At 66.9% G+C, this 17,509-nt stretch carries 20 protein-coding genes; 13 read left to right on the top strand and 7 right to left on the bottom strand.

The window, feature by feature from the left end; translation table 11 throughout:
- Nucleotides 1-9 precede the first annotated feature (9 nt).
- Together ACOZHM_RS04995 and ACOZHM_RS04990 are read right to left on the bottom strand one after the other, a co-directional pair.
- Nucleotides 10-2,382, bottom strand: coding sequence for a DUF3772 domain-containing protein (locus ACOZHM_RS04995; protein ID WP_421568112.1), 2,373 nt, complete (start codon nt 2,380-2,382; stop codon nt 10-12).
- Between the two features lie 147 nt (nt 2,383-2,529).
- Entirely contained in the window at nt 2,530-2,778 is a 249-nt protein-coding gene (locus ACOZHM_RS04990) for a hypothetical protein (RefSeq protein WP_421567900.1), read from the bottom strand.
- Nucleotides 2,779-2,955: 177 nt separating this feature from the next.
- On the opposite strand from ACOZHM_RS04990, the gene ACOZHM_RS04985 reads away from it, so the two are divergent.
- The 3 genes from ACOZHM_RS04985 to ACOZHM_RS04975 all read left to right on the top strand — a co-directional run bounded on the left by ACOZHM_RS04985 (nt 2,956) and on the right by ACOZHM_RS04975 (nt 5,286).
- Nucleotides 2,956-3,450: a lipocalin family protein gene (locus tag ACOZHM_RS04985; RefSeq protein WP_421567899.1), complete on the top strand. Its 495-nt coding sequence runs from the start codon at nt 2,956-2,958 to the stop codon at nt 3,448-3,450.
- 4 nt (nt 3,451-3,454) lie between these two features.
- Nucleotides 3,455-4,666, top strand: coding sequence for an NAD(P)/FAD-dependent oxidoreductase (locus tag ACOZHM_RS04980; RefSeq protein ID WP_421567897.1), 1,212 nt, complete (start codon nt 3,455-3,457; stop codon nt 4,664-4,666).
- A gap of 122 nt (nt 4,667-4,788) precedes the next feature.
- The gene (locus ACOZHM_RS04975) at nt 4,789-5,286 is read left to right on the top strand and encodes a hypothetical protein (protein WP_421567895.1); all 498 of its coding nucleotides are present in this window, start codon (nt 4,789-4,791) and stop codon (nt 5,284-5,286) included.
- A gap of 59 nt (nt 5,287-5,345) precedes the next feature.
- On the opposite strand, the gene ACOZHM_RS04970 is transcribed toward ACOZHM_RS04975, so the two are convergent.
- Nucleotides 5,346-5,780, bottom strand: coding sequence for a PepSY domain-containing protein (locus ACOZHM_RS04970; RefSeq protein ID WP_421567894.1), 435 nt, complete (start codon nt 5,778-5,780; stop codon nt 5,346-5,348).
- A gap of 138 nt (nt 5,781-5,918) precedes the next feature.
- Here ACOZHM_RS04970 and ACOZHM_RS04965 point away from each other — a divergent pair, with 138 nt between their 5' ends.
- The 3 genes from ACOZHM_RS04965 to ACOZHM_RS04955 are packed head-to-tail and all read left to right on the top strand — an operon-like array spanning nt 5,919 to nt 8,214.
- A complete protein-coding gene (locus ACOZHM_RS04965) occupies nt 5,919-6,218 on the top strand; it encodes a PepSY domain-containing protein (protein WP_421567893.1) in 300 nt (99 codons plus the stop codon).
- The gene (locus ACOZHM_RS04960) at nt 6,218-6,880 is read left to right on the top strand and encodes a response regulator transcription factor (protein WP_421567892.1); all 663 of its coding nucleotides are present in this window, start codon (nt 6,218-6,220) and stop codon (nt 6,878-6,880) included. Before ACOZHM_RS04965 ends, ACOZHM_RS04960 begins: the two co-directional genes overlap by 1 nt.
- A complete protein-coding gene (locus tag ACOZHM_RS04955; protein WP_421567890.1) occupies nt 6,877-8,214 on the top strand; it encodes an ATP-binding protein in 1,338 nt (445 codons plus the stop codon). Before ACOZHM_RS04960 ends, ACOZHM_RS04955 begins: the two co-directional genes overlap by 4 nt.
- Before the next feature lie 156 nt (nt 8,215-8,370).
- Here ACOZHM_RS04955 and ACOZHM_RS04950 read toward each other — a convergent pair whose 3' ends face one another.
- Both ACOZHM_RS04950 and speA read right to left on the bottom strand, forming a co-directional pair.
- A complete protein-coding gene (locus tag ACOZHM_RS04950) occupies nt 8,371-8,694 on the bottom strand; it encodes a DUF6122 family protein (RefSeq protein WP_421567889.1) in 324 nt (107 codons plus the stop codon).
- Nucleotides 8,695-8,734: 40 nt separating this feature from the next.
- Nucleotides 8,735-10,624: an arginine decarboxylase gene (gene speA / locus ACOZHM_RS04945; RefSeq protein WP_421567887.1), complete on the bottom strand. Its 1,890-nt coding sequence runs from the start codon at nt 10,622-10,624 to the stop codon at nt 8,735-8,737.
- Between the two features lie 149 nt (nt 10,625-10,773).
- Here speA and speE point away from each other — a divergent pair, with 149 nt between their 5' ends.
- Nucleotides 10,774-11,628, top strand: coding sequence for a polyamine aminopropyltransferase (speE, locus tag ACOZHM_RS04940; protein WP_421567885.1), 855 nt, complete (start codon nt 10,774-10,776; stop codon nt 11,626-11,628).
- 52 nt (nt 11,629-11,680) lie between these two features.
- Here the strand turns inward: speE and ACOZHM_RS04935 are convergent, their stop codons facing one another.
- The gene (locus ACOZHM_RS04935; protein WP_421567884.1) at nt 11,681-12,586 is read right to left on the bottom strand and encodes an aspartyl/asparaginyl beta-hydroxylase domain-containing protein; all 906 of its coding nucleotides are present in this window, start codon (nt 12,584-12,586) and stop codon (nt 11,681-11,683) included.
- Between the two features lie 458 nt (nt 12,587-13,044).
- Between ACOZHM_RS04935 and ACOZHM_RS04930 the strand changes: the two genes are divergently transcribed.
- Entirely contained in the window at nt 13,045-13,695 is a 651-nt protein-coding gene (locus tag ACOZHM_RS04930; RefSeq protein WP_421567883.1) for an RIO1 family regulatory kinase/ATPase, read from the top strand.
- A 24-nt stretch (nt 13,696-13,719) separates the two neighbouring features.
- Here the strand turns inward: ACOZHM_RS04930 and ACOZHM_RS04925 are convergent, their stop codons facing one another.
- Nucleotides 13,720-14,058 (bottom strand): P-II family nitrogen regulator, encoded by a 339-nt coding sequence (locus ACOZHM_RS04925; RefSeq protein WP_068854331.1) that lies wholly within the window; start codon nt 14,056-14,058, stop codon nt 13,720-13,722.
- 171 nt (nt 14,059-14,229) lie between these two features.
- On the opposite strand from ACOZHM_RS04925, the gene ubiK reads away from it, so the two are divergent.
- The 5 genes from ubiK to ACOZHM_RS04900 all read left to right on the top strand — a co-directional run bounded on the left by ubiK (nt 14,230) and on the right by ACOZHM_RS04900 (nt 17,476).
- Nucleotides 14,230-14,499, top strand: coding sequence for a ubiquinone biosynthesis accessory factor UbiK (gene ubiK / locus ACOZHM_RS04920; RefSeq protein WP_421567881.1), 270 nt, complete (start codon nt 14,230-14,232; stop codon nt 14,497-14,499).
- 10 nt (nt 14,500-14,509) lie between these two features.
- Nucleotides 14,510-16,012 carry a YifB family Mg chelatase-like AAA ATPase gene (locus ACOZHM_RS04915; RefSeq protein WP_421567880.1) on the top strand — a complete coding sequence of 501 codons (1,503 nt, stop codon included), beginning with the start codon at nt 14,510-14,512 and terminating at the stop codon, nt 16,010-16,012.
- Nucleotides 16,013-16,126: 114 nt separating this feature from the next.
- Nucleotides 16,127-16,381 carry a DUF4160 domain-containing protein gene (locus ACOZHM_RS04910; RefSeq protein ID WP_421567878.1) on the top strand — a complete coding sequence of 85 codons (255 nt, stop codon included), beginning with the start codon at nt 16,127-16,129 and terminating at the stop codon, nt 16,379-16,381.
- Entirely contained in the window at nt 16,362-16,805 is a 444-nt protein-coding gene (locus ACOZHM_RS04905; RefSeq protein WP_421567877.1) for a DUF2442 domain-containing protein, read from the top strand. Before ACOZHM_RS04910 ends, ACOZHM_RS04905 begins: the two co-directional genes overlap by 20 nt.
- A gap of 119 nt (nt 16,806-16,924) precedes the next feature.
- Nucleotides 16,925-17,476 carry a hypothetical protein gene (locus tag ACOZHM_RS04900; protein WP_421567876.1) on the top strand — a complete coding sequence of 184 codons (552 nt, stop codon included), beginning with the start codon at nt 16,925-16,927 and terminating at the stop codon, nt 17,474-17,476.
- Nucleotides 17,477-17,509 lie beyond the last annotated feature (33 nt).

Below are 17,509 nucleotides of genomic sequence, written 5' to 3'. Positions count from 1 at the left end.
CCCGCGCGCTCAGGGATCGTGCGCGGGCGGCCCGTCCTGCACCAGATGGATGTCGGTCGGCGAGGACAACGCGATGTGTGCGGCAGCGAACTTCTGCAGCATGGTGAAGTACAGGTCGCTGCGCACCCCGTACACCGCGCGCGGCCCGGAGGTGTAGGCGAAGCTGTTGATGGCCACCTGCCCGTTGGCGATCGAGTCGATGAACACCGACGGTGCCGGATCGGCCAGCACACCCACATGCTCGGTGTAGGTGTCCAGCAGGATCTGCCGCACCGCCGCCACATCGGTGTTGAGGGGCACCGTGAACTGGATCTGGATCCGGCCCTGGGCGTTGCCCATCGTCATGTTGCGGATGGTCTTGGTGATCAGCTCGGAGTTGGGCACGATCAGGGTGGACTTGTCGCCCACCTGGATCTCCGTGGAGCGCACGTTGATGCGCTTGATGTCGCCCTCCTGGTCGCCGAGCTTCACCCAGTCGCCGATCTTGACCGGCCGTTCGGCCAGCAGGATCAGGCCGGACACGAAGTTCTGGGTGATCGCCTGCAGGCCGAAGCCGATACCCACCGACAGCGCGCTGACGACCAGCGCCAAGCGCTCGAAGCCAATCCCCAACGCGGTCAGGCCCCACAGCACCGCGGCGATGATGCCCAGGTAGCGGGTAACGGTGCTGATCGAATTGCGCGCGCCCGCGTCGAGCTCGGTCTTGGGCAGGTAGGTATCGGTCAGCCAGCGCTGGAAGGCCTGCATGACCGCCCAGACCAGCAGGAAGGCCAGTACCGCGTACAACACGCTGCTCGGCTTGAGGGTCAGGTTGTCGCCGAAACTGATGCCCTTGGACAGCGTGTCCAGGCCACCGTACAGCGCGCTCAGGTTGCCCAGCGGCGCGGTCAGCGCCATGACGGCGAGCAGGATCACGCCGATGCGCAGCCCGGCCGAGAGCAGCACACCGGCCTGGACCAGCCGCGACTCGCTCAGCCCGGTGGTCAACAGCACGGTGCGGCCCACGCTGCTGGTCGGGCACAGCAGCCAGGTGGCCAGATCGTCGGCGAATTTCAGCAGCAGCGAGGCGGCCATCAGCACCACCGCCCCCCAGACCAGCTGCTGGGCCACGAACAGCGCGAGATTGAGGTAGCCCAGCAAGGTGGCGATCACCGCTGCTGCGACCACGATGTGCCCGGCCAGCCGCGCCACCACGATCCAGCCGCTGCGCCGCGGCGGGCCCTTGCCCTTGTCGTCGGAATGCGCCTGCGCCTCCAGCTTCGCCGCCGCCTCGTCGGTCTGGCGGCGGTGCATGCGACCCAGCGAGACCAGGATGGCGATGATCAGTGCCATGTAGGTGAGCGCGATCAGGCCGTCGACGGCCACCGTGGTGATCGCACTGGTGCGCGCGGCGCGGTTGAGCGCCATCAGCACGATGCTGATCCAGGTCAACGCCGCCGCACCCCACGCATATTTGCGCAGGTGCCAGGCGGCGGTGTCATCCAGGTTGAGCAGGCGCCACGACGGGCGCTTGGGCACCAGCAGGGCGGCACTCAGCGCAGCGATGAAGGCGGCAATATAGGTCGCCACCTCGATGCTGAATACCACTTTCTTCAGCGGCGGCGGAATTGCGCCGATCGCATCCAGCGCGCCCACCAGCACCACGCAGGCCAGGCCCGGCAGCATCGTGCCCACCACCAGCAGCCACACCGCCAGGCCGGAGCGGCGCAGGCGCCCATCCGGCGCCCGTTCGGACGCCGCATACCTGCGTCCGGCCGCGCGCAGCCACAGGCGCAGCGGGAAGAACAGCAGCAACGCCACCACTAGTCCGGCAATCGGCGCGGTCCAGCCGTGCTGGGCAATCGCCTTGCGCGCGGTGTTCTCGGCCTGCCGGTACAGCGACCCGAGTTCCTTCAGGTCGGTGGGCACATCGTGGGCGAACTGGCGCCACAGCGACGGCGACAGCGGTGAATTGACCTTGCGGGCCAGGTCCTCGCTTAGCTGGGTGACGCGCATCTTCTCGACGTCGGCACCGAGTTGCTTGGCATCCACGGCGAGCAGCTTGGCCCGGGCGATGGCCGCCGCGATGTCGGCGCGCTGCTGGTTCAGCGCCTTGCGCTGCTGGGCAACGTCGCGTGCCTCCACGCTGCCTTCAGGCACCGTGCCCAGCTGGGTCAGGCGGGTGTCGAGCTGGTCCAGCTCCGGCTGCAGGGTGGCCTGCGCATCGTCCGCATCGCGTTGCACCGCCATCGCGCGTTCAAACAGCGGCGTAAGCGTTTCGCGCGTGTCCGCATCGGGCAGCGCGGCCCGGATCGCCTTCAGCTCCTTGTCGGCCTGGGCCAGCTGGGCCTTGGCCTGGTCTGCAGGATCGTCCGGGGTCTGCGCCCAGGCCCCGGGGGCCATGCACAGCCAGGTGAACAGCAACACGGCGGCCAGCGGCCGCAGCAGGGGGAAACGATGACGGAAGGACAAACCAGCACCTACGGTTCACGCGCACGCCGCGCCTGCGTGAACTATAAACCGAGCCCCGTTCACGCCGGGTATGCGCCGCTAGTACTTGAGCCGCAGCTCCTCGACCTGCGGGCGCAGGGCCGCGTACCAGTCCTGGAACTCCTCTTCGCTGATTTCCTCAGGTGCGTACACCGCCACCTCATCCCACGCGTGGTCGGTCGGCAGCGGCTGGCGCGGGCCGGCCCGCAACGAATACGTCACCCCTTCGTGCTCCACCACCTCGTCCGCCGTTTCCCAGCGTGCACGGGCGAAGCCGCCGTCGCTCCTGAGCAGAATCACCTGATACATACACACCTCGCTGAAGGGGTCGAGTGGGCGCCTGACGCCCGCAGGCCAGCATAGCGTCGGTCCGATCCGCGCGGCATCACGCCATGGCAACACATCGTTTCCGCGTCAATATCGGCTTCACTCTGCCGTGGCGTCGGCAACTGCATCGTGGCGATCAATTCCGCCACCGTGCATGCCATGAATACCCACGCAGACCTGAAAACCGTCCCCGACCTCAAGTTGCCGCGCTACCTTGGCACCTGGTACGAAATCGCACGGCTGCCCATGAAGCATGAGCCGGCCGAGTGCACCGACGTCAGCGCCCACTACAGCCTGAAGGAGAACGGTCACGTCGCCGTGCTCAACCGCTGCCGGCTGGGCAATGACATCGAAGAAGCCGAAGGCGAGGCCTGTGCGGTGGACAACGACAGCGCGCGGCTGGAGGTCAGCTTCCTGCCCAAGGGCCTGCGCTGGATTCCCTTTACCAAGGGCGACTACTGGGTCATGCAGGTCGCGCCGGACTACAGCGTGGCGCTGGTCGGCAGCCCCGACCGCAAGTTCCTGTGGTTGCTGGCGCGTGAACCGCAACTGGATGCCACCACCCGGGAACACTACCTCGCGCAGGCGCGCCAGCAGGGTTTCGACCTCACCACGTTGATCACGACCCCGCACACCGGCCGTCCGACCGCCTGATCGCATGGACCTCAAGAGCGGTTATCCCTTCTGGGCGGTCAGCAACGGGCTGATGCATGCCTTCCCGCCCCTGCAGCAGGACCTGCGCTGCGACGTGCTGGTGGTGGGCGGCGGCATCAGCGGCGCGTTGATCGCCAACGAATTGTCCGCGCACGGCCATGACGTAGCGCTCATCGAGCAGCGCGACATCGGCTGGGGCAGCACGGCGGCCAGCACCGCGCTGCTGCAGTACGAAATCGATACCCACCTGATCGATCTGGCCCAGCAGTACGGTGAACCGGCCGCGGTGCTGGCCTACCGCGCCTGCGCCGAGGCGATTGGCGACCTGCGCGCCGTGGCGGGTGACTTCCGCGGCGTGGACTGCCAGCCGATGCAGAGCCTGTATTACGCCAGCAAGCGCCGCCATCGCGCGGTGCTGCACGAGGAGTACGCCCTGCGCCTGAAGCACGGCTTCGACGTGCGTTGGCTGGACGCCGACGCGGTGCGCGAGGGTTACGGCATCGAGGCACCGGGCGCGATCCTGAGCGCCTTGGCCGCCCGCGTGGATCCCTACCAGCTGACCTACCGCCTGCTGATGCGCCTGCAGAAGCGCGGCTGCCCGGTGCATGACCGCACTGTGCTGCATACCTTGGAACCCACCACGCGCGGCGTCACCGCGACCACCCCGGAAGGCGTTCGCATCCGCAGCCGGCACGTGGTGCTGGCCACCGGCTACGCCGGCCAGCAGTGGCTGAAGCAGCGGGTGGCGCGCAACCGCAGCAGCTACGCCTTCATCACCGACCCCATCGACCCGGCCCAGCTGGGGCCGCTGGCCGATACGATGGTCTGGGAGTCGGCACGACCGTACTTGTACATGCGCAGCACCGGCGACCACCGCCTGCTGGTCGGCGGCGAGGACGATACGGTGGACATTCCGGCGCGCCGCGACGGCCGGGTGTCCTCCAAGACCGGCACGCTGCTCAAGCAGGTGGCCAAGCTGTTCCCGCACCTGCCATTGCAGCCGGCGTTCTCCTGGGGTGGCACCTTCGCCGAGACCCACGACGGGCTGCCCTACTTCGGCCCGCACCCGCAATGGGGCCCGCGGGTCCTGTTCGCCATGGCCTACGGCGGCAACGGCATTACCTATTCGATGATTGGCGCCAGCCTGCTGCGCGCGCGCATCGAGCGCCGCCGCCATCCCCTGGACGGCCTGTTCGGCTTCGAGCGGGTGACCTGACCCTGCCGACCGCAGATCACGGCGCAGGTTCCCCTTGCAAGCCAGCCCATGACAGGCATCATTCAACCAGCGCCTGTTAGCGTCAGCGCTGTCGGCCGCATTGCCTGCCCCGGAGCCCCACCATGATCCGCCCGCTTTCCCTGCTGTTGTGCCTGCTGGCCCCCGGTGTAGTGCTGGCGCAGTCCGCTGCCGGTGCCACCGGGCCACAGTCGGCGACCGATCTGGACCTGTCGCTCCCGCAGCAGCCGCTGCAGTACCTGAACGACCCGACCCTGCGGGGCGACCCGCCGGGCACCTTCTACGGCGACAAGACCGGCCGCCGCGCCACCCCGCGCAACGGCGCGTCCAACGGCATCGCCGACATCGCCGACGACAAGCTGCGGGTCAATGGCAGCATCACCACCGGCATCGGCTACGCCAAGAACTTCGGCAATACGCACTACAACGCCGCCGAGTTGAACCTCAACAAGAATTACACCAACGACGACGGCAAGACCCGCAACATGAACCTCAACATCCAGATCAGCGAGGGCAAGGGCCCGGGCTTCTATGGACCGTATGGGGGCGGGTACGGCGGGTACGGCCGTGGCTGGGACGGTCCACCCCCGGTGGGCTGGTAACCGGCCCCACACGCATCACCAGCACGGCCGGGGAAACCCGGCCGTTTGCATGTCCGGGCTCAGTCCCACCAGCCATCGCGGCGGCTGCTCAACACGCGGCCATCGTGCCCGCTCATGCGTACATCCACGCGCTGGTTGCGGCCATTGCGCGCTTCCAGGGTCCAGGTGGCGCCGTCACGCTCGACCGATTCGATCTTCGTCAGCCCGGCCTTGCCAGCCAGGGTGAGGATCTGCCCGGCATCGAGCACGGCGCGTCCATCGCGTGGATCGAAGATCTCGCCAGTGGCCGGGTCGATGATCACGTCGTCAACGCTGCCATCGGCACGGGTCACATCCGCTTCCCAGACGCCGTCGTCGCGCTCCAGCTCGTGCACCTGGGTGTAGCCGGCGACGCGCAGCTTGGCCTGCACGTCGGCAGCGGAGAGGTCGGCGGCAAACGCCGGGGCGGTGGTGAAGGCGGCCGCCAGGGCGGCGACGAAGATCAGCTTGGTCATGGAGTTGTTCCTGAAAGGGCCGGACCATCCCGGCGCCGTCAGTCTGGCAAGCGCCCTTAAGCGGACCATGAGCCCGGCTGTCAGGAATCGTTTAGGCGCGTGGCGTATACCGTATGCAGCCCTTCCTGCCCCTCCGCCATGTCTTCCCTGTCGCTGCTCCTGCCCCTGCTGTTGACCGCCGCCGCGCAGGACCCCATGCGGGTCCTCGATGGCGGCGCGCGCCAGCAGCAGGCCGTGCGCCAAGCCGTGCAGCAGGGCCGTTACGTACCACTGGAGACGGTGGTGCGCGATGCCCTGCGCCGGTATCCCGGCCAGTTGCTGGAGGTGGAACTGGACGATGGCAGGTACGAGATCGAGATCCTCGGCGCCAACGGCGTGGTGATGGAACTGGACTATGATGCGACCAGCGGCCGCCTGCTCAAGATGGAGGAGGACTGATGCGACTCCTGCTTGCCGAGGACGATGCCCTGCTCGCCAGCCAGCTGCAGCGGCTGCTCGAGGACGCCGGCTACGTGGTCATCTACAGCAGCGAGGGCCGCGACGCCGAGTACCAGGGGCAGGTGGAAGACATCGCTGCGGCGATTGTCGATCTGGGCCTGCCGGGGCTCGATGGGTTGAGCGTGATCGAACGCTGGCGAGAGGCCGGGCGCGATTTTCCGGTCCTGGTGCTCACCGCACGCACGCGCTGGCACGACAAGCTGGCCGGTTTCGATGCCGGTGCCGATGACTTCCTGACCAAGCCCTTCCAGCCTGAAGAGCTGCTACTGCGGCTGCGCGCGTTGATCCGCCGCAGTGCCGGCCATGCCAGCCCGCGCCTGCAATGCGGCCCGCTGCGGCTGGACGTCAATGCCGGCCGCTTTGAGCTGGACGGTGTGCCGCTGCCGCTGAGCCCACAGGAGCACCGCATCCTGAGCTACTTCATGCACCACCCCGACGTGGTGATCAGCCGTTCGCGGCTGGGCGAGCATGTGTATGAGGCGGGCTTCGATCCAGAGTCGAACACGCTGGATGTGCTGATCGGGCGGATCCGCCGCAAGCTGGGCAGCATGCTCATCCACACCCATCGCGGCCAGGGCTTCCGCCTGTCGGCGCAGCCATGAAGACCCGCTCGCTGCGCAGCCGCCTGCTGCTGGCCGGTGGCCTGGGCATGGTGCTGGTCTCGGCATTGGCCACGTGGTGGCTGGGCGCGATGTACGAGCGCTCGGCGCGTACCGCACTGGACCAGCAGTTGGGCAATGACCTGATCGCGGTGCTGGCGCTGGTGGAGGCCGATGCGCAGGGCGGCGTGCAGGTACGCGGCGAGCTGGGCGACGAACGCTATCGGCGCGTCTTCTCCGGCGCCTACTGGCAGCTGCAGGACGCCCAGGGCCAGGCGCTGGGGCAATCGCGTTCGCTATGGGACGAAACGCTCGCGGTGCCAGCGACGCTGCGCACCGGACCGGCCCAGGCCTTCGACACCACCGGCCCGCTGCAGCAGCCGCTGCGTGCGCGGGTCCAGCAGGTCACCCTGCCGCGCGCGGCCATCCCGCTGCGGGTGGTGGTCGCTACCGACCGCAGCCAGCTGGATGCGCAGGTGAGCGCGTTCCGCCAGCGCACCGCGCTGGCGTTGATCGTGCTGATTGCGCTGTGGTTCGCCGTGCTGGTGACCCAGGTGCATTACGGGCTGCGCCCGCTGGCCCGACTGGGTCGCATCGCCGAGCAGGTGCGCAATGGCGAGGACGTGCGTTTTCCGCAGCAGGGCCTGGTGAAGGAAGTGGCGCCGTTGGCAGGCGAACTCAATGCGCTGTTGGACCACCACCGCCGCATGGTGCTGCGTGCACGGCGCAGTGCCGAGGATCTGGCACATGCATTGAAGACGCCATTGACCGTGTTGACCACCGAAGCGGCGGGCGACGGCACGGACTGGCGCCATACGCTGCGCAGCGAAACCGCGCGCATGCAGGCCAGCATCGACCGCTACCTGGCGGTGGGCGTGGCGGCCGACCACCAGCAGCGCACGCCGGTGGCACCGGTGATGGTGGCGCTGTGTAGATTGATGCAGCGCGTGCATGGCGAGCGGGACGTGGTGTTCGACTGCGATGCGCGGACGGCCGGCGTGTTCGCCGGTGCACGCGAAGATCTGGAGGAGATGCTGGGCAACCTGCTCGACAACGCGGGCAAGTGGGCTGCGCGGCGGGTGCAGGTGGAGGTCGCACAGGTCGGGGACCGCATCCAGATTCAGGTCAGCGACGATGGCCGTGGGTTGCCGGAAGAGGATCTTCAACGCGTGTTGGGCCGTGGCGTAAGGCTGGACGAGCGCGCGTCCGGAAGCGGGCTGGGGCTGGCGATCGTGGCCGACATAGCCGAGAGCTACGGCGGTGGGCTGGTGTTGCGGAACGGCGCGCCGGGCCTGCAGGCGACGGTGACGTTGCCGGCGGGCCAGGCGACGGCCTGACCGAGGGAAGGACCGACCGGGTAGAGCCGACTGTTAGTCGGCTGCCGCGCGGAGCGCGGGTTCTTGACGTTGGTTTTTGGTCGCGAACGGCAGCCGACTAACAGTCGGCTCTACCCAGTCGGCTCTACCCCGTCGTCCTTACAGCGGTGCCCGTCCCTACCGGGTCGAATGCATCCACCAGCAGTCAATCGCATCCAACGCGATATGCACCATCAACCCGATCCCGAACAGGCGCGTCTTCTTCGGCACGCACAGCCCGGCGTACACCGCGATGGCCGGTGCGGTATGCAGCGGGTGGAACCCGATGCTGCAGCGGTTCGGGGCGTAGATCGGGTCGGCCAGCAGGTGGTCCAGGTCGATGATCCAGCCCAGCAGCAACAGCGCCCAGGCCGACAGGAACCGCTTGCGCCAGAACATCCACGCCAGCAATGCCGGCACCGCCGCATGCAGGAACAGATGCAAAATGGCGCGGCTGCTCATCGAGCGGCCGCGCCGTGCGCGTTGATGTCGACCGCGCCGATCAGATCAGCGGCTCGTCGGACAGGTAGGTGTAGCCGGTCAGGCCCGCTTCCAGCGCGTCGGACAGCTCCTGCGCACGCGCCGGCGAAAGCTTCGCCGCCGCGACCCGCTCGGCGTAGCTCGCCCGCAGGTCCGCCAGGCTGTAGCCCACGTAATCCAGCATCACATCGGTGGTATCGCCACGGCGCTGCTGGGTGATCGCGTAACCACCGGCATCGGCCCGCACTTCCACCGCGTCGGTGTCGCCGAACAGGTTGTGGATGTCGCCCAGGATCTCCTGGTACGCACCGACCATGAAGAAACCGATGCGGTAGCTTTCGCCCGGCTTCACCGCATGCAGCGGCAGCGAGGTATCCAGGCTTTCGTTCTCGACATAGGTCTTGACCATGCCGTCCGAATCGCAGGTCATGTCGGCGATGATGCCGCGGCGCTGCGGCTGCTCGTCCAGGCGCTCGATCGGCACGATCGGGAACACCTGGTCGATCGCCCAGGCGTCCGGGATCGACTCGAACACGCTGAAGTTGACGAAATACTTGTCCACCAGGCGCTCGTTCAACTCGTCCAGCGCCGGGCGATGGCTCTTCTCGTCATAGCTCAGGCGCGCGCGCACGGCGTGGGCGATGGCGTAGAACAAGTCGTCGATGCGCGCCCGCTGCGGCAGGTCGATCTGGCCCAGCGCATAGCTGGACAGGCCTTCGGCATGGAAATGCTGGGCTTCCTGGAACAGCTCCACGGCCGGGCGCTGGTCCAGGTCGTCGTGGATCTCGCGCAGGTGGCGGATCGCGGCCGGCTCGTCGTCGTGCTGGTCCGGCACGCGGCCTTCCTGCGCCTCTTCGACCTCGGACACGTTGGCGATCAGCACCGCGTGGTGCGCGGTCATCGCCCGGCCACACTCGGTGACAATGCGCGGCGGGGTCAGGCCATGCTCCTCGCAGGCGTTGGCCAGCGGCTGCACGATGTTGCTGGCGTACGAATCCAGCCCGTAATTGATCGAGCAGAAGCTGCGCGAACGGGTGCCTTCGTAATCCACGCCCAAGCCGCCGCCGACGTCCACGTGGGTGATCTTCGCGCCCAGGCGCGAGAGCTCCACGAAGTAGCGGGTGGCTTCGCGCATGCCGTTGGCGATGTCGCGCACGTTGGAGATCTGCGAGCCCATGTGGAAATGCAGCAGGCTCAGGCAGTCGGCGTATTCGGTGTCGCGCAGCGACTTCCACAGGTCCAGCAGCTGGCGCGGGGACAGGCCGAACTTGGCCTTGTCGCCGCCGCTGTTCTGCCACTTGCCGGCACCGAGCGAGGCCAGGCGCATGCGCACGCCCAGGCCCGGCTTCACGTCCAGGGCCTTGGACTCCTCCAGCACCAGCTTCAGCTCGGAGGGCTTCTCGATCACGATGAAGGTCTGCAGGCCCAGCTTGCGGCCGATCAGGGCCAGCCGGATGTACTCGCGGTCCTTGTAACCGTTGCAGACGATCAGCCCGCCCGGGCGCGACAGCGCCAGCACGGCCATCAGCTCCGGCTTGCTGCCGGCTTCCAGGCCGAAGCCCTCGCCGTGGTGGCTGGCCAGGGTGCCGGCCACGCCACGGTGCTGGTTGACCTTGATCGGGTAGACCGCCGTATAGCCACCGGCGTAGTCCCAGTCGGCCTGGGCCTGGCCGAAGGCGGCCTGCAGCTTGCCCAGGCGCTGGCCGAGGATGTCCGGGAAGCGCACCAGCAGCGGCAGCTTGGCCCCGCCCGCGCGCGCGGCGTCCACGATATTGGGCAAGGACACCACCGGGCCGTCCTGGCCAGTCGGTCTCACCACCATGTGTCCTGCCTGATCCACGTCGAAGTAACCATCCGCCCAATGCGGAATCGAGTAGGTCTTGCGGGCTTGGTCGAGGGACCAATCGGTCATTTCAGTGGGCCTGGTTGGTAAAAAAGGGGGTGCATGATAACGCCTATATGGCGACAGCTCCGTTATCATGCGCGCCCGCGCCCGTGCCCAGGTTGGAACCTGAACAGGGCTGCCGCCTCCATCCCCCCTCCGAACAGGACCGTTACCCCATGACTGACAACAACAACTGGTACATCGAGCACTTCGAGCGCACCGGCTCGGCCATCGGCTACCGCCTGACGGGCAAGCTGGACGAGGTGCAGTCGCCGTTCCAGAAGATCGAGATCTTCGCGACCACCGACTGGGGCAACCTGATGACCATCGATGGCGCCATCATGTTGACCAGCAAGGACAACTTCTTCTATCACGAGATGATCAGCCACCCGGTGCTGTTCACCCATGCCGCCCCCAAGCGCGTGGTGATCATCGGCGGCGGCGACTGCGGTACCCTGCGCGAGGTGCTCAAGCACCCGGGCGTGGAGAGCGTGACCCAGTGCGACATCGACGAGCAGGTCACCCGCATGGCCGAGAAGCACTTCCCGGAACTGTGCGATTCCAACGGCGACCCGCGCGCCGAGCTGATGTTCGATGACGGCGTGGCCTACATGGCCAACTGCCCGGCCGGCAGCGTGGACGTGGTGATCGTCGATTCCACCGATCCGGTCGGCCCGGGCGAAGGCCTGTTCAACAAGGCCTTCTACGAGAGCTGCTTCAAGGCACTGAAGGACGACGGCATTCTGGTGCAGCAGTCCGAATCGCCGTTGATGCAGCTGGACCTGATCAACGAAATGCGCACGGAAATGGGCAAGGCCGGCTTCCAGGCGTTCAAGACCCTGCCGTTCCCGCAGCCCTGCTACCCCACCGGCTGGTGGAGCGTGACCCTGGCGCGCAAGGGCCAGAGCAGCTTCGACTTCCGCCAGGCCGATTCGGCCTCGAAGACCTTCGACACCCTGTACTACACCGCCGCGCTGCACACCGGCGTGCTGGTGACCCCGCCGTTCGTGGCGGCAGCCCTGAAGGGCTGATTGGAACGCAGGAAGAAAAAAACCCGCGCTGGCGACAGCGCGGGTTTTTTCGTTAGAGGGCCCAGATCCCCGCAATGACCAGCAGCACCAGACCCCACTTGATCGCGTGGTAGGCGAACGCGCTGCGTGCGCGCAGCGCCTTGGCCTTCAGGCGCACCTTGTACAGGCCACCGAACGCCTTGTTGACGCCGCCGGTGGGGTCGCCGGGGAAGTTCGGCGAGGCGCCACCGGCCAGCAGCGTGGCAGCCACGGCGCGGTTGAACAGGCCCGGCAGGCCGAACCGCAGCGGGCGGGCGATGTCGCAGAACAGGATCACCCGGTCCGCGTCGGTCTCATTGTGCGCATGGTGCACATAGGTCTCGTCGAACATCATCCACTCGCCATCGCGCCAGCTTTTGCGGATGCCGTCCACCTCGATGTAGCAGCGGTCGTCATTCGGCGTGGCCAGCCCCAGGTGCAGCCGCAGCGAACCGGCGAACGGGTCGCGGTGCGGGCGCAGCTCGCTGCCCGGCGGCAACTGCGCGAACATCGCCGCGCGCACGTCCGGAATGGACTCCAGCAGCGCAGTGGTCTGCGGGCACAGCACCTTGGCCGACGGGTGCGAGGGGCCGTACCACTTCAGGTAGAAGCGCTTCCAGCCGCGACGGAAGAACGAATTGAAGCCGGCGTCGTTGTAGCTGCTGGACGCGGCGATCTTGTCCGCGTCGCGCAGCGCCAGCGCCTCGTCGCGGATCATCTGCCAATTGTCGCGCAGCGGCTGCAGCTGCGGAAACGACTGGCCCGGGTCCAGGAACGGCGTGGTCGGCACCTTCGAGAACAGGTACATGATCACGTTGATCGGCGCCATGAAGCTGGAATGGTCGAGCAACTGGCGGGACCAGCGCGCGCGCACCTTGCCGCGGTAGTGCACGTACAGCACGCACGCCACGAAAAGCGCCACCACAATAATCTTGATCATCGAGCATCCACCGGCCACTGCCGGAAACCCATCGGGTGTGAAGAGGGGAGGTGCCAGGCGCGACGGAGACGTGCCGTCGGGTGCGGGTACTGCCGCGCAGGCCGTATTCAACACCGCTATGGTCGGCACCGATCTGCCCCCGGTCAAGCCAACCGCGCGGGACATTCATGTCCATCCGACAGATGCGGGGCAGCCCGCGAGCCAACTTCCGAGCCCGGACCTGGCCCCGTAAGGTGCTTTCAACACACTGATTAATAAAGGAATAGAGGCTCTTTTCATTCACTTCGCGACACGTTGCCGCGACAAACTGTTCCACCTCCGATTACGACATTTTTCCGACAAATACTGGTTTGGTGTACTGCCGAGTACTAAAATTAACGAAATCTTAGCTCTCCCCCATTCAGCAACACCGGTACGCCTGACGCTTTGCGCCGACCGCCGGGTCGCCCCAGAACGTCATGAATACAACTGCTGCTTCGTGTGTCGACGACACCGCCCCCGCCGAGCTGCTCAAGCGCGGCGAACGCCTGCTTGAACCCGATGTCTACCGGACCTGCCTCAACGGCCAGCCGGCCGTGGTGAAGGACTACACCCGCTACCGGGGCACCCCGCTGTCGCCGGTCGCGCGTCTGCTGGTCCGCCGCGAAGCGCGCATCCTGCAGCGCCTGAGCGGCTGGAAGCACGCGCCGGCCCTGCTGGGCACCATGGTGGGTGGCCTGGCGCTGGGCATGGAGTTCATCCCGGGCCAGACGCTGAGCACGGCCCACTCGGTCGGCATCGAGGTGTTCGAGCAGCTGCAGCACGCGCTGGGCCGGCTGCATGCCGCCGGCATCACCCACAATGACCTGCACGGCACCAACGTGATGGTCAGCGGTGGCGTGCCGGTGCTGGTGGACTTCACCTCGGCCTGGCGCACCACGCGCTGGCTGCCGGTGCACCCGGTCTCGCGCCAGCTGCGCCGCAGCGACATGAAAAACCTGCTGAAGATGCGCCAGCGCCTCACCGGTACCCGCCCCAGCGCCTCGGAGGCGGCCCAGGTGGCCGATCCGCGCTGGGTGGCCGGCGTGCGCGTGGCGTGGAAGCGCTTCTACCGGTGGTTCAAGGCCTGAATGCCTGCCGGGCAGAGCCCGGCACTACAGCGCGTCCGCGTCCAGTTCGCCGGTGCGGATGCGCACCACGCTGCCCAGGTCGTAGACGAACACCTTGCCGTCGCCGATCTTGCCGGTGCCGGCCGCCTTGACGATCGCTTCCACCACCTCGTCGACCTGGCCGTCGGTGACCGCCACCTCGATCTTCACCTTGGGCAGGAAGTCCACCACGTACTCCGCACCGCGGTACAGCTCGGTGTGACCCTTCTGCCGCCCGAAGCCCTTGACCTCGGTGACCGTGATACCGGTGACGCCGCGCTCGGCCAGCGCCTCGCGCACGTCGTCGAGCTTGAACGGCTTGAGCACCGCCATGACCATCTTCATCTGTTGGCTCCTGTCTTCGCGGCAGAGGATAACGCCTGTCCGCCGATGAACGCGATGCAGCCGGGCTCCACCACCCTGTGCGCTGCGGATTATCCTTACCCGTGAAGCCTGACCAGCCTGATGGTGGTCACGGCCGGCAAGGCCGAGAATGCCCCCACCAGCGGAGACACCATGATTGACCTCAACCAAATTGATGACCTTGCCCGCCGCCTGAGCGACATGGTCCCCCCGGGGCTGCGCGAGCAGCGCGAAGAACTGCAGGCCACGTTCAAGAGCGCGCTGCAGGCCGGGCTGGCCAGGCTGGATCTGGTGACCCGGGAAGAATTCGACGTACAGCGTGCCGTGCTGCTGCGCACCCGCGAGAAGCTGGACGCGCTGGAGCAGACCGTCGCCGCGCTGGAAGCGGCCGCCCAACCGCCGGCCGAGCGCCCGGCCCCGTAAAGGAAACCCCATGAGCCTGGCGCTGGTGCACAGCCGTGCCCGCGCCGGCGTCCATGCGCCCGCGGTCCGGATCGAAGTCCTTCTCTCCGGTGGGCTGCCCCACGTGCAGATCGTCGGTCTGCCCGAGGCGGCGGTGCGCGAATCGCGCGACCGGGTCCGCGCGGCCCTGGTCTGCGCCCAATTCGAGTACCCGCAGCGGCGGATCCTGATCAACCTGGCCCCGGCCGACCTGCCCAAGGAAGGAGGTCGCTTCGACCTGGCCATCGCGCTGGGCATCCTCGCCGCCAGCGACCAGATCGACCGCCATCTGCTGGCCGACTATGAGTTCCTGGGCGAACTGGCCCTCACCGGTGAGCTGCGCGGGGTGGACGGCGCGCTGCCCGCCGCCATTGCCGCCGCAGGTCTGGGCCGAACATTGGTGGTCGCGGCCAGCAACGGCGCCGAGGCCGCACTGGCCCAACATGCCGACGTGCGCGTCGCCCGCACCCTGCTTGAAGTCTGCGGCGCACTGGCAGACCGTTCGCTGCCGCATGCGGTACCGGCGCCGGTCACGCCGCTGGCGGTGCCGGACCTGCGCGACGTTCGCGGCCAGCAGCAGGCACGGCGCGCGCTGGAAGTGGCTGCCGCCGGCGGGCACCACCTGCTGCTGATGGGCACGCCCGGCTGCGGCAAGACCCTGCTCGCCTCGCGCCTGCCCGGCATCCTGCCCGACGCCACCGAAGCCGAGGCGCTGGAAACGGCCACCATCGCTTCCTGCAGTGGCGCCGGCATCGACACCGCCCGCTGGCGCCATCGCCCGTATCGCGCACCGCACCATACCGCCAGCGCAGTGTCGCTGGTCGGGGGCGGCGCGCATCCTCGTCCGGGTGAGATCTCGCTCGCCCACAACGGCGTGCTGTTCCTGGACGAACTACCGGAGTGGAGCCGCCACACGCTGGAAGTGCTGCGCGAGCCGCTGGAATCCGGCGCGGTCATGGTCGCCCGCGCCGCGCGCACCGATGCCTTTCCGGCGCGATTCCAGCTGGTGGCCGCCATGAACCCCTGCCCCTGCGGCTGGGCCGGCGACCGCAGCGGGCGCTGCCGCTGCAGCCAGGACAGCATCGCACGCTATCGCGGCCGCATCTCGGGCCCGTTGCTGGATCGCATCGACCTGCATGTGCAGGTACCCCGGCTGGAGCCGTCCGAACTGCGCAGTGACGCCCCACCGGGTGAAGCAAGCGCCTGCGTGCGTGCACGGGTAGTAGCTGCGCGGGAGGTGCAGCTCGCGCGCAGTGGTGGACCCAATGCGCAACTTCTGCCCAGCGAGCTGGACCAGCACTGCCGGCTGGCGGATGACGACCAGCAGTTGCTGGAGACCGCCGTGGAACAACTGCAGCTGTCAGCACGTTCGATGCACCGCATCCTGCGCGTGGCCCGGACGGTGGCCGACTTGGCCGGTTGCGACCAGATCGCGACCGCGCATCTGGCCGAGGCCATCGGCTACCGGCAGGTGGATCGGGGTGGCGCGGGCTGATTCTGTGTCTGGAAGCGCGACTGACCTCGCAATTCCGGGAGTCATTGGGGCGAAAAGCTTCCAACTGTGCGTCACGTTGAAACCTATACGCTTGGGTTATTCTAGGCTCGCTCCATGCCGAACGTCGCCCGAATCAATGGATTGAGAGTGGTCATCTATCCGAATGACCATGGTCCCGCACATGTGCATATCATTGGAGGCGGCTCCGAAGCCGTCTTTCTTTTGAGATGTCCCTCCGGGCCGCCCGAACTTAGGAGCAACACCGGGTTCACTCTAGGCACCCTCCGCGGCCTTCGTCCCCGGCTGGCCGAAATGGTGCCCCGCCTGTGCGCTCACTGGAGAAGGATTCATGACGATATCCGAGCTTGAATACGAACAGGCGAACGCACGCATGCGTCGCCTGCAAAAGAGCGGCGCCGTGGTCTCCGCGAAGTATCAGCGGTCCACACGGCGTGTCGTGGTCGAGCTCGTCACCGGTGTACAGCTCTCGATTCCCGCTGATCGGGTCGAAGGACTTGCCGAAGCCAGCGCGCGCCAACTGGAGAACATCGAGATCAGCCCCAGCGGCCTGGGCTTGAGCTGGCCTCAGCTGGACGTCGACCTTCACGTGCCGTCGCTCTTGCAGGGCGTGCTAGGCAGCAAGAAATGGATGGCTGCGTTGCTCGGCAAGTCGGGCGGCGCGTCCACGAGTGACGCCAAGCGTGCTGCTGCACGTGCAAACGGACGCCTGGGAGGAAGACCTTCAAATGAATCCAAGGTCACGAACCTACGCAAGAGTGCGTCGGCAAAGTAACTTTTCTGGGTCGGAACTTCCGCGATACAGCCTCTCTGCGGCGGGTATCAGAAGCTACAAAGACACCGCACCGCGCACAACAGAATTTTGCTGCGTTCTTCAAGGCATGAGGCCAGAGAATGATGAAGTCCGGAAAGAGTGAGATACAGCGGGAAGCCAGGAGGATGGGGCTGCGCGTCAAGGGCAACTTTCTCATCGCTCTCCACACCGCGGATGTGGTGTCCGGCATTGCAGTCGACGCGCCACCTTCATCCATCTACCTATGGACGTTTGTGCTGCCCACGTACGATGACCTCTCATTTCTCCATATGTCATTTGGCCATAGAGTCGCCACATGCGCGGGTTCCGGGCGTTGCTTTTCCGAGGCCTACGAGGTGTATTCCAGGAAGATGCTTGGCGTAGCGTCTGCCAAGGATCTGGTGGCCTATCTCGATGCAGAGAGCATCCAGGGGGACAACGGGATGTGGGTACGAATCATCTCGCATGTTCGCGCGGGCGATCTCCCATCGGCGGAGGCAGCGCTACGGATACTTTCTTCGATGCCGATGCACAAGGAAACCCAGCGAAAGCTTGGCATGCTGAACGCTTCGCTGGGTGATGGCGGGCTTTCAGCCGCACAGGCAGTCCTTGAAGGCTGGGAGCGCAATTCGGCGACGCTGTTCGACGGATAGTCAGCCTTGGCGCCGCACATACCACCGCCAGCT

This window comes from Stenotrophomonas sp. PD6, from assembly GCF_049199305.1.
In the GTDB taxonomy this organism is placed as follows: Bacteria; Pseudomonadota; Gammaproteobacteria; order Xanthomonadales; family Xanthomonadaceae; genus Stenotrophomonas.
This window is presented reverse-complemented; position numbering and strand designations above follow the sequence as displayed.

Bases quoted from the DNA above. Each gene is read 5' to 3' on its own strand.
- ACOZHM_RS04975 (WP_421567895.1), top strand. From the start codon at position 4,789: ATGATCCGCCCGCTTTCCCTGCTGTTGTGCCTGCTGGCCCCCGGTGTA.
- ubiK (WP_421567881.1), top strand. From the start codon at position 14,230: ATGATTGACCTCAACCAAATTGATGACCTTGCCCGCCGCCTGAGCGAC.
- ACOZHM_RS04970 (WP_421567894.1), bottom strand. From the start codon at position 5,780: ATGACCAAGCTGATCTTCGTCGCCGCCCTGGCGGCCGCCTTCACCACC.
- ACOZHM_RS04910 (WP_421567878.1), top strand. From the start codon at position 16,127: ATGCCGAACGTCGCCCGAATCAATGGATTGAGAGTGGTCATCTATCCG.
- ACOZHM_RS04995 (WP_421568112.1), bottom strand. From the start codon at position 2,382: ATGGCCCCCGGGGCCTGGGCGCAGACCCCGGACGATCCTGCAGACCAG.
- ACOZHM_RS04990 (WP_421567900.1), bottom strand. From the start codon at position 2,778: ATGTATCAGGTGATTCTGCTCAGGAGCGACGGCGGCTTCGCCCGTGCA.
- ACOZHM_RS04905 (WP_421567877.1), top strand. From the start codon at position 16,362: ATGACGATATCCGAGCTTGAATACGAACAGGCGAACGCACGCATGCGT.
- ACOZHM_RS04935 (WP_421567884.1), bottom strand. From the start codon at position 12,586: ATGATCAAGATTATTGTGGTGGCGCTTTTCGTGGCGTGCGTGCTGTAC.
- ACOZHM_RS04980 (WP_421567897.1), top strand. From the start codon at position 3,455: ATGGACCTCAAGAGCGGTTATCCCTTCTGGGCGGTCAGCAACGGGCTG.
- ACOZHM_RS04965 (WP_421567893.1), top strand. From the start codon at position 5,919: ATGTCTTCCCTGTCGCTGCTCCTGCCCCTGCTGTTGACCGCCGCCGCG.
- ACOZHM_RS04900 (WP_421567876.1), top strand. From the start codon at position 16,925: ATGATGAAGTCCGGAAAGAGTGAGATACAGCGGGAAGCCAGGAGGATG.
- ACOZHM_RS04930 (WP_421567883.1), top strand. From the start codon at position 13,045: ATGAATACAACTGCTGCTTCGTGTGTCGACGACACCGCCCCCGCCGAG.
- ACOZHM_RS04925 (WP_068854331.1), bottom strand. From the start codon at position 14,058: ATGAAGATGGTCATGGCGGTGCTCAAGCCGTTCAAGCTCGACGACGTG.
- speE (WP_421567885.1), top strand. From the start codon at position 10,774: ATGACTGACAACAACAACTGGTACATCGAGCACTTCGAGCGCACCGGC.
- ACOZHM_RS04985 (WP_421567899.1), top strand. From the start codon at position 2,956: ATGAATACCCACGCAGACCTGAAAACCGTCCCCGACCTCAAGTTGCCG.
- ACOZHM_RS04955 (WP_421567890.1), top strand. From the start codon at position 6,877: ATGAAGACCCGCTCGCTGCGCAGCCGCCTGCTGCTGGCCGGTGGCCTG.
- ACOZHM_RS04915 (WP_421567880.1), top strand. From the start codon at position 14,510: ATGAGCCTGGCGCTGGTGCACAGCCGTGCCCGCGCCGGCGTCCATGCG.
- ACOZHM_RS04950 (WP_421567889.1), bottom strand. From the start codon at position 8,694: ATGAGCAGCCGCGCCATTTTGCATCTGTTCCTGCATGCGGCGGTGCCG.
- ACOZHM_RS04960 (WP_421567892.1), top strand. From the start codon at position 6,218: ATGCGACTCCTGCTTGCCGAGGACGATGCCCTGCTCGCCAGCCAGCTG.
- speA (WP_421567887.1), bottom strand. From the start codon at position 10,624: ATGACCGATTGGTCCCTCGACCAAGCCCGCAAGACCTACTCGATTCCG.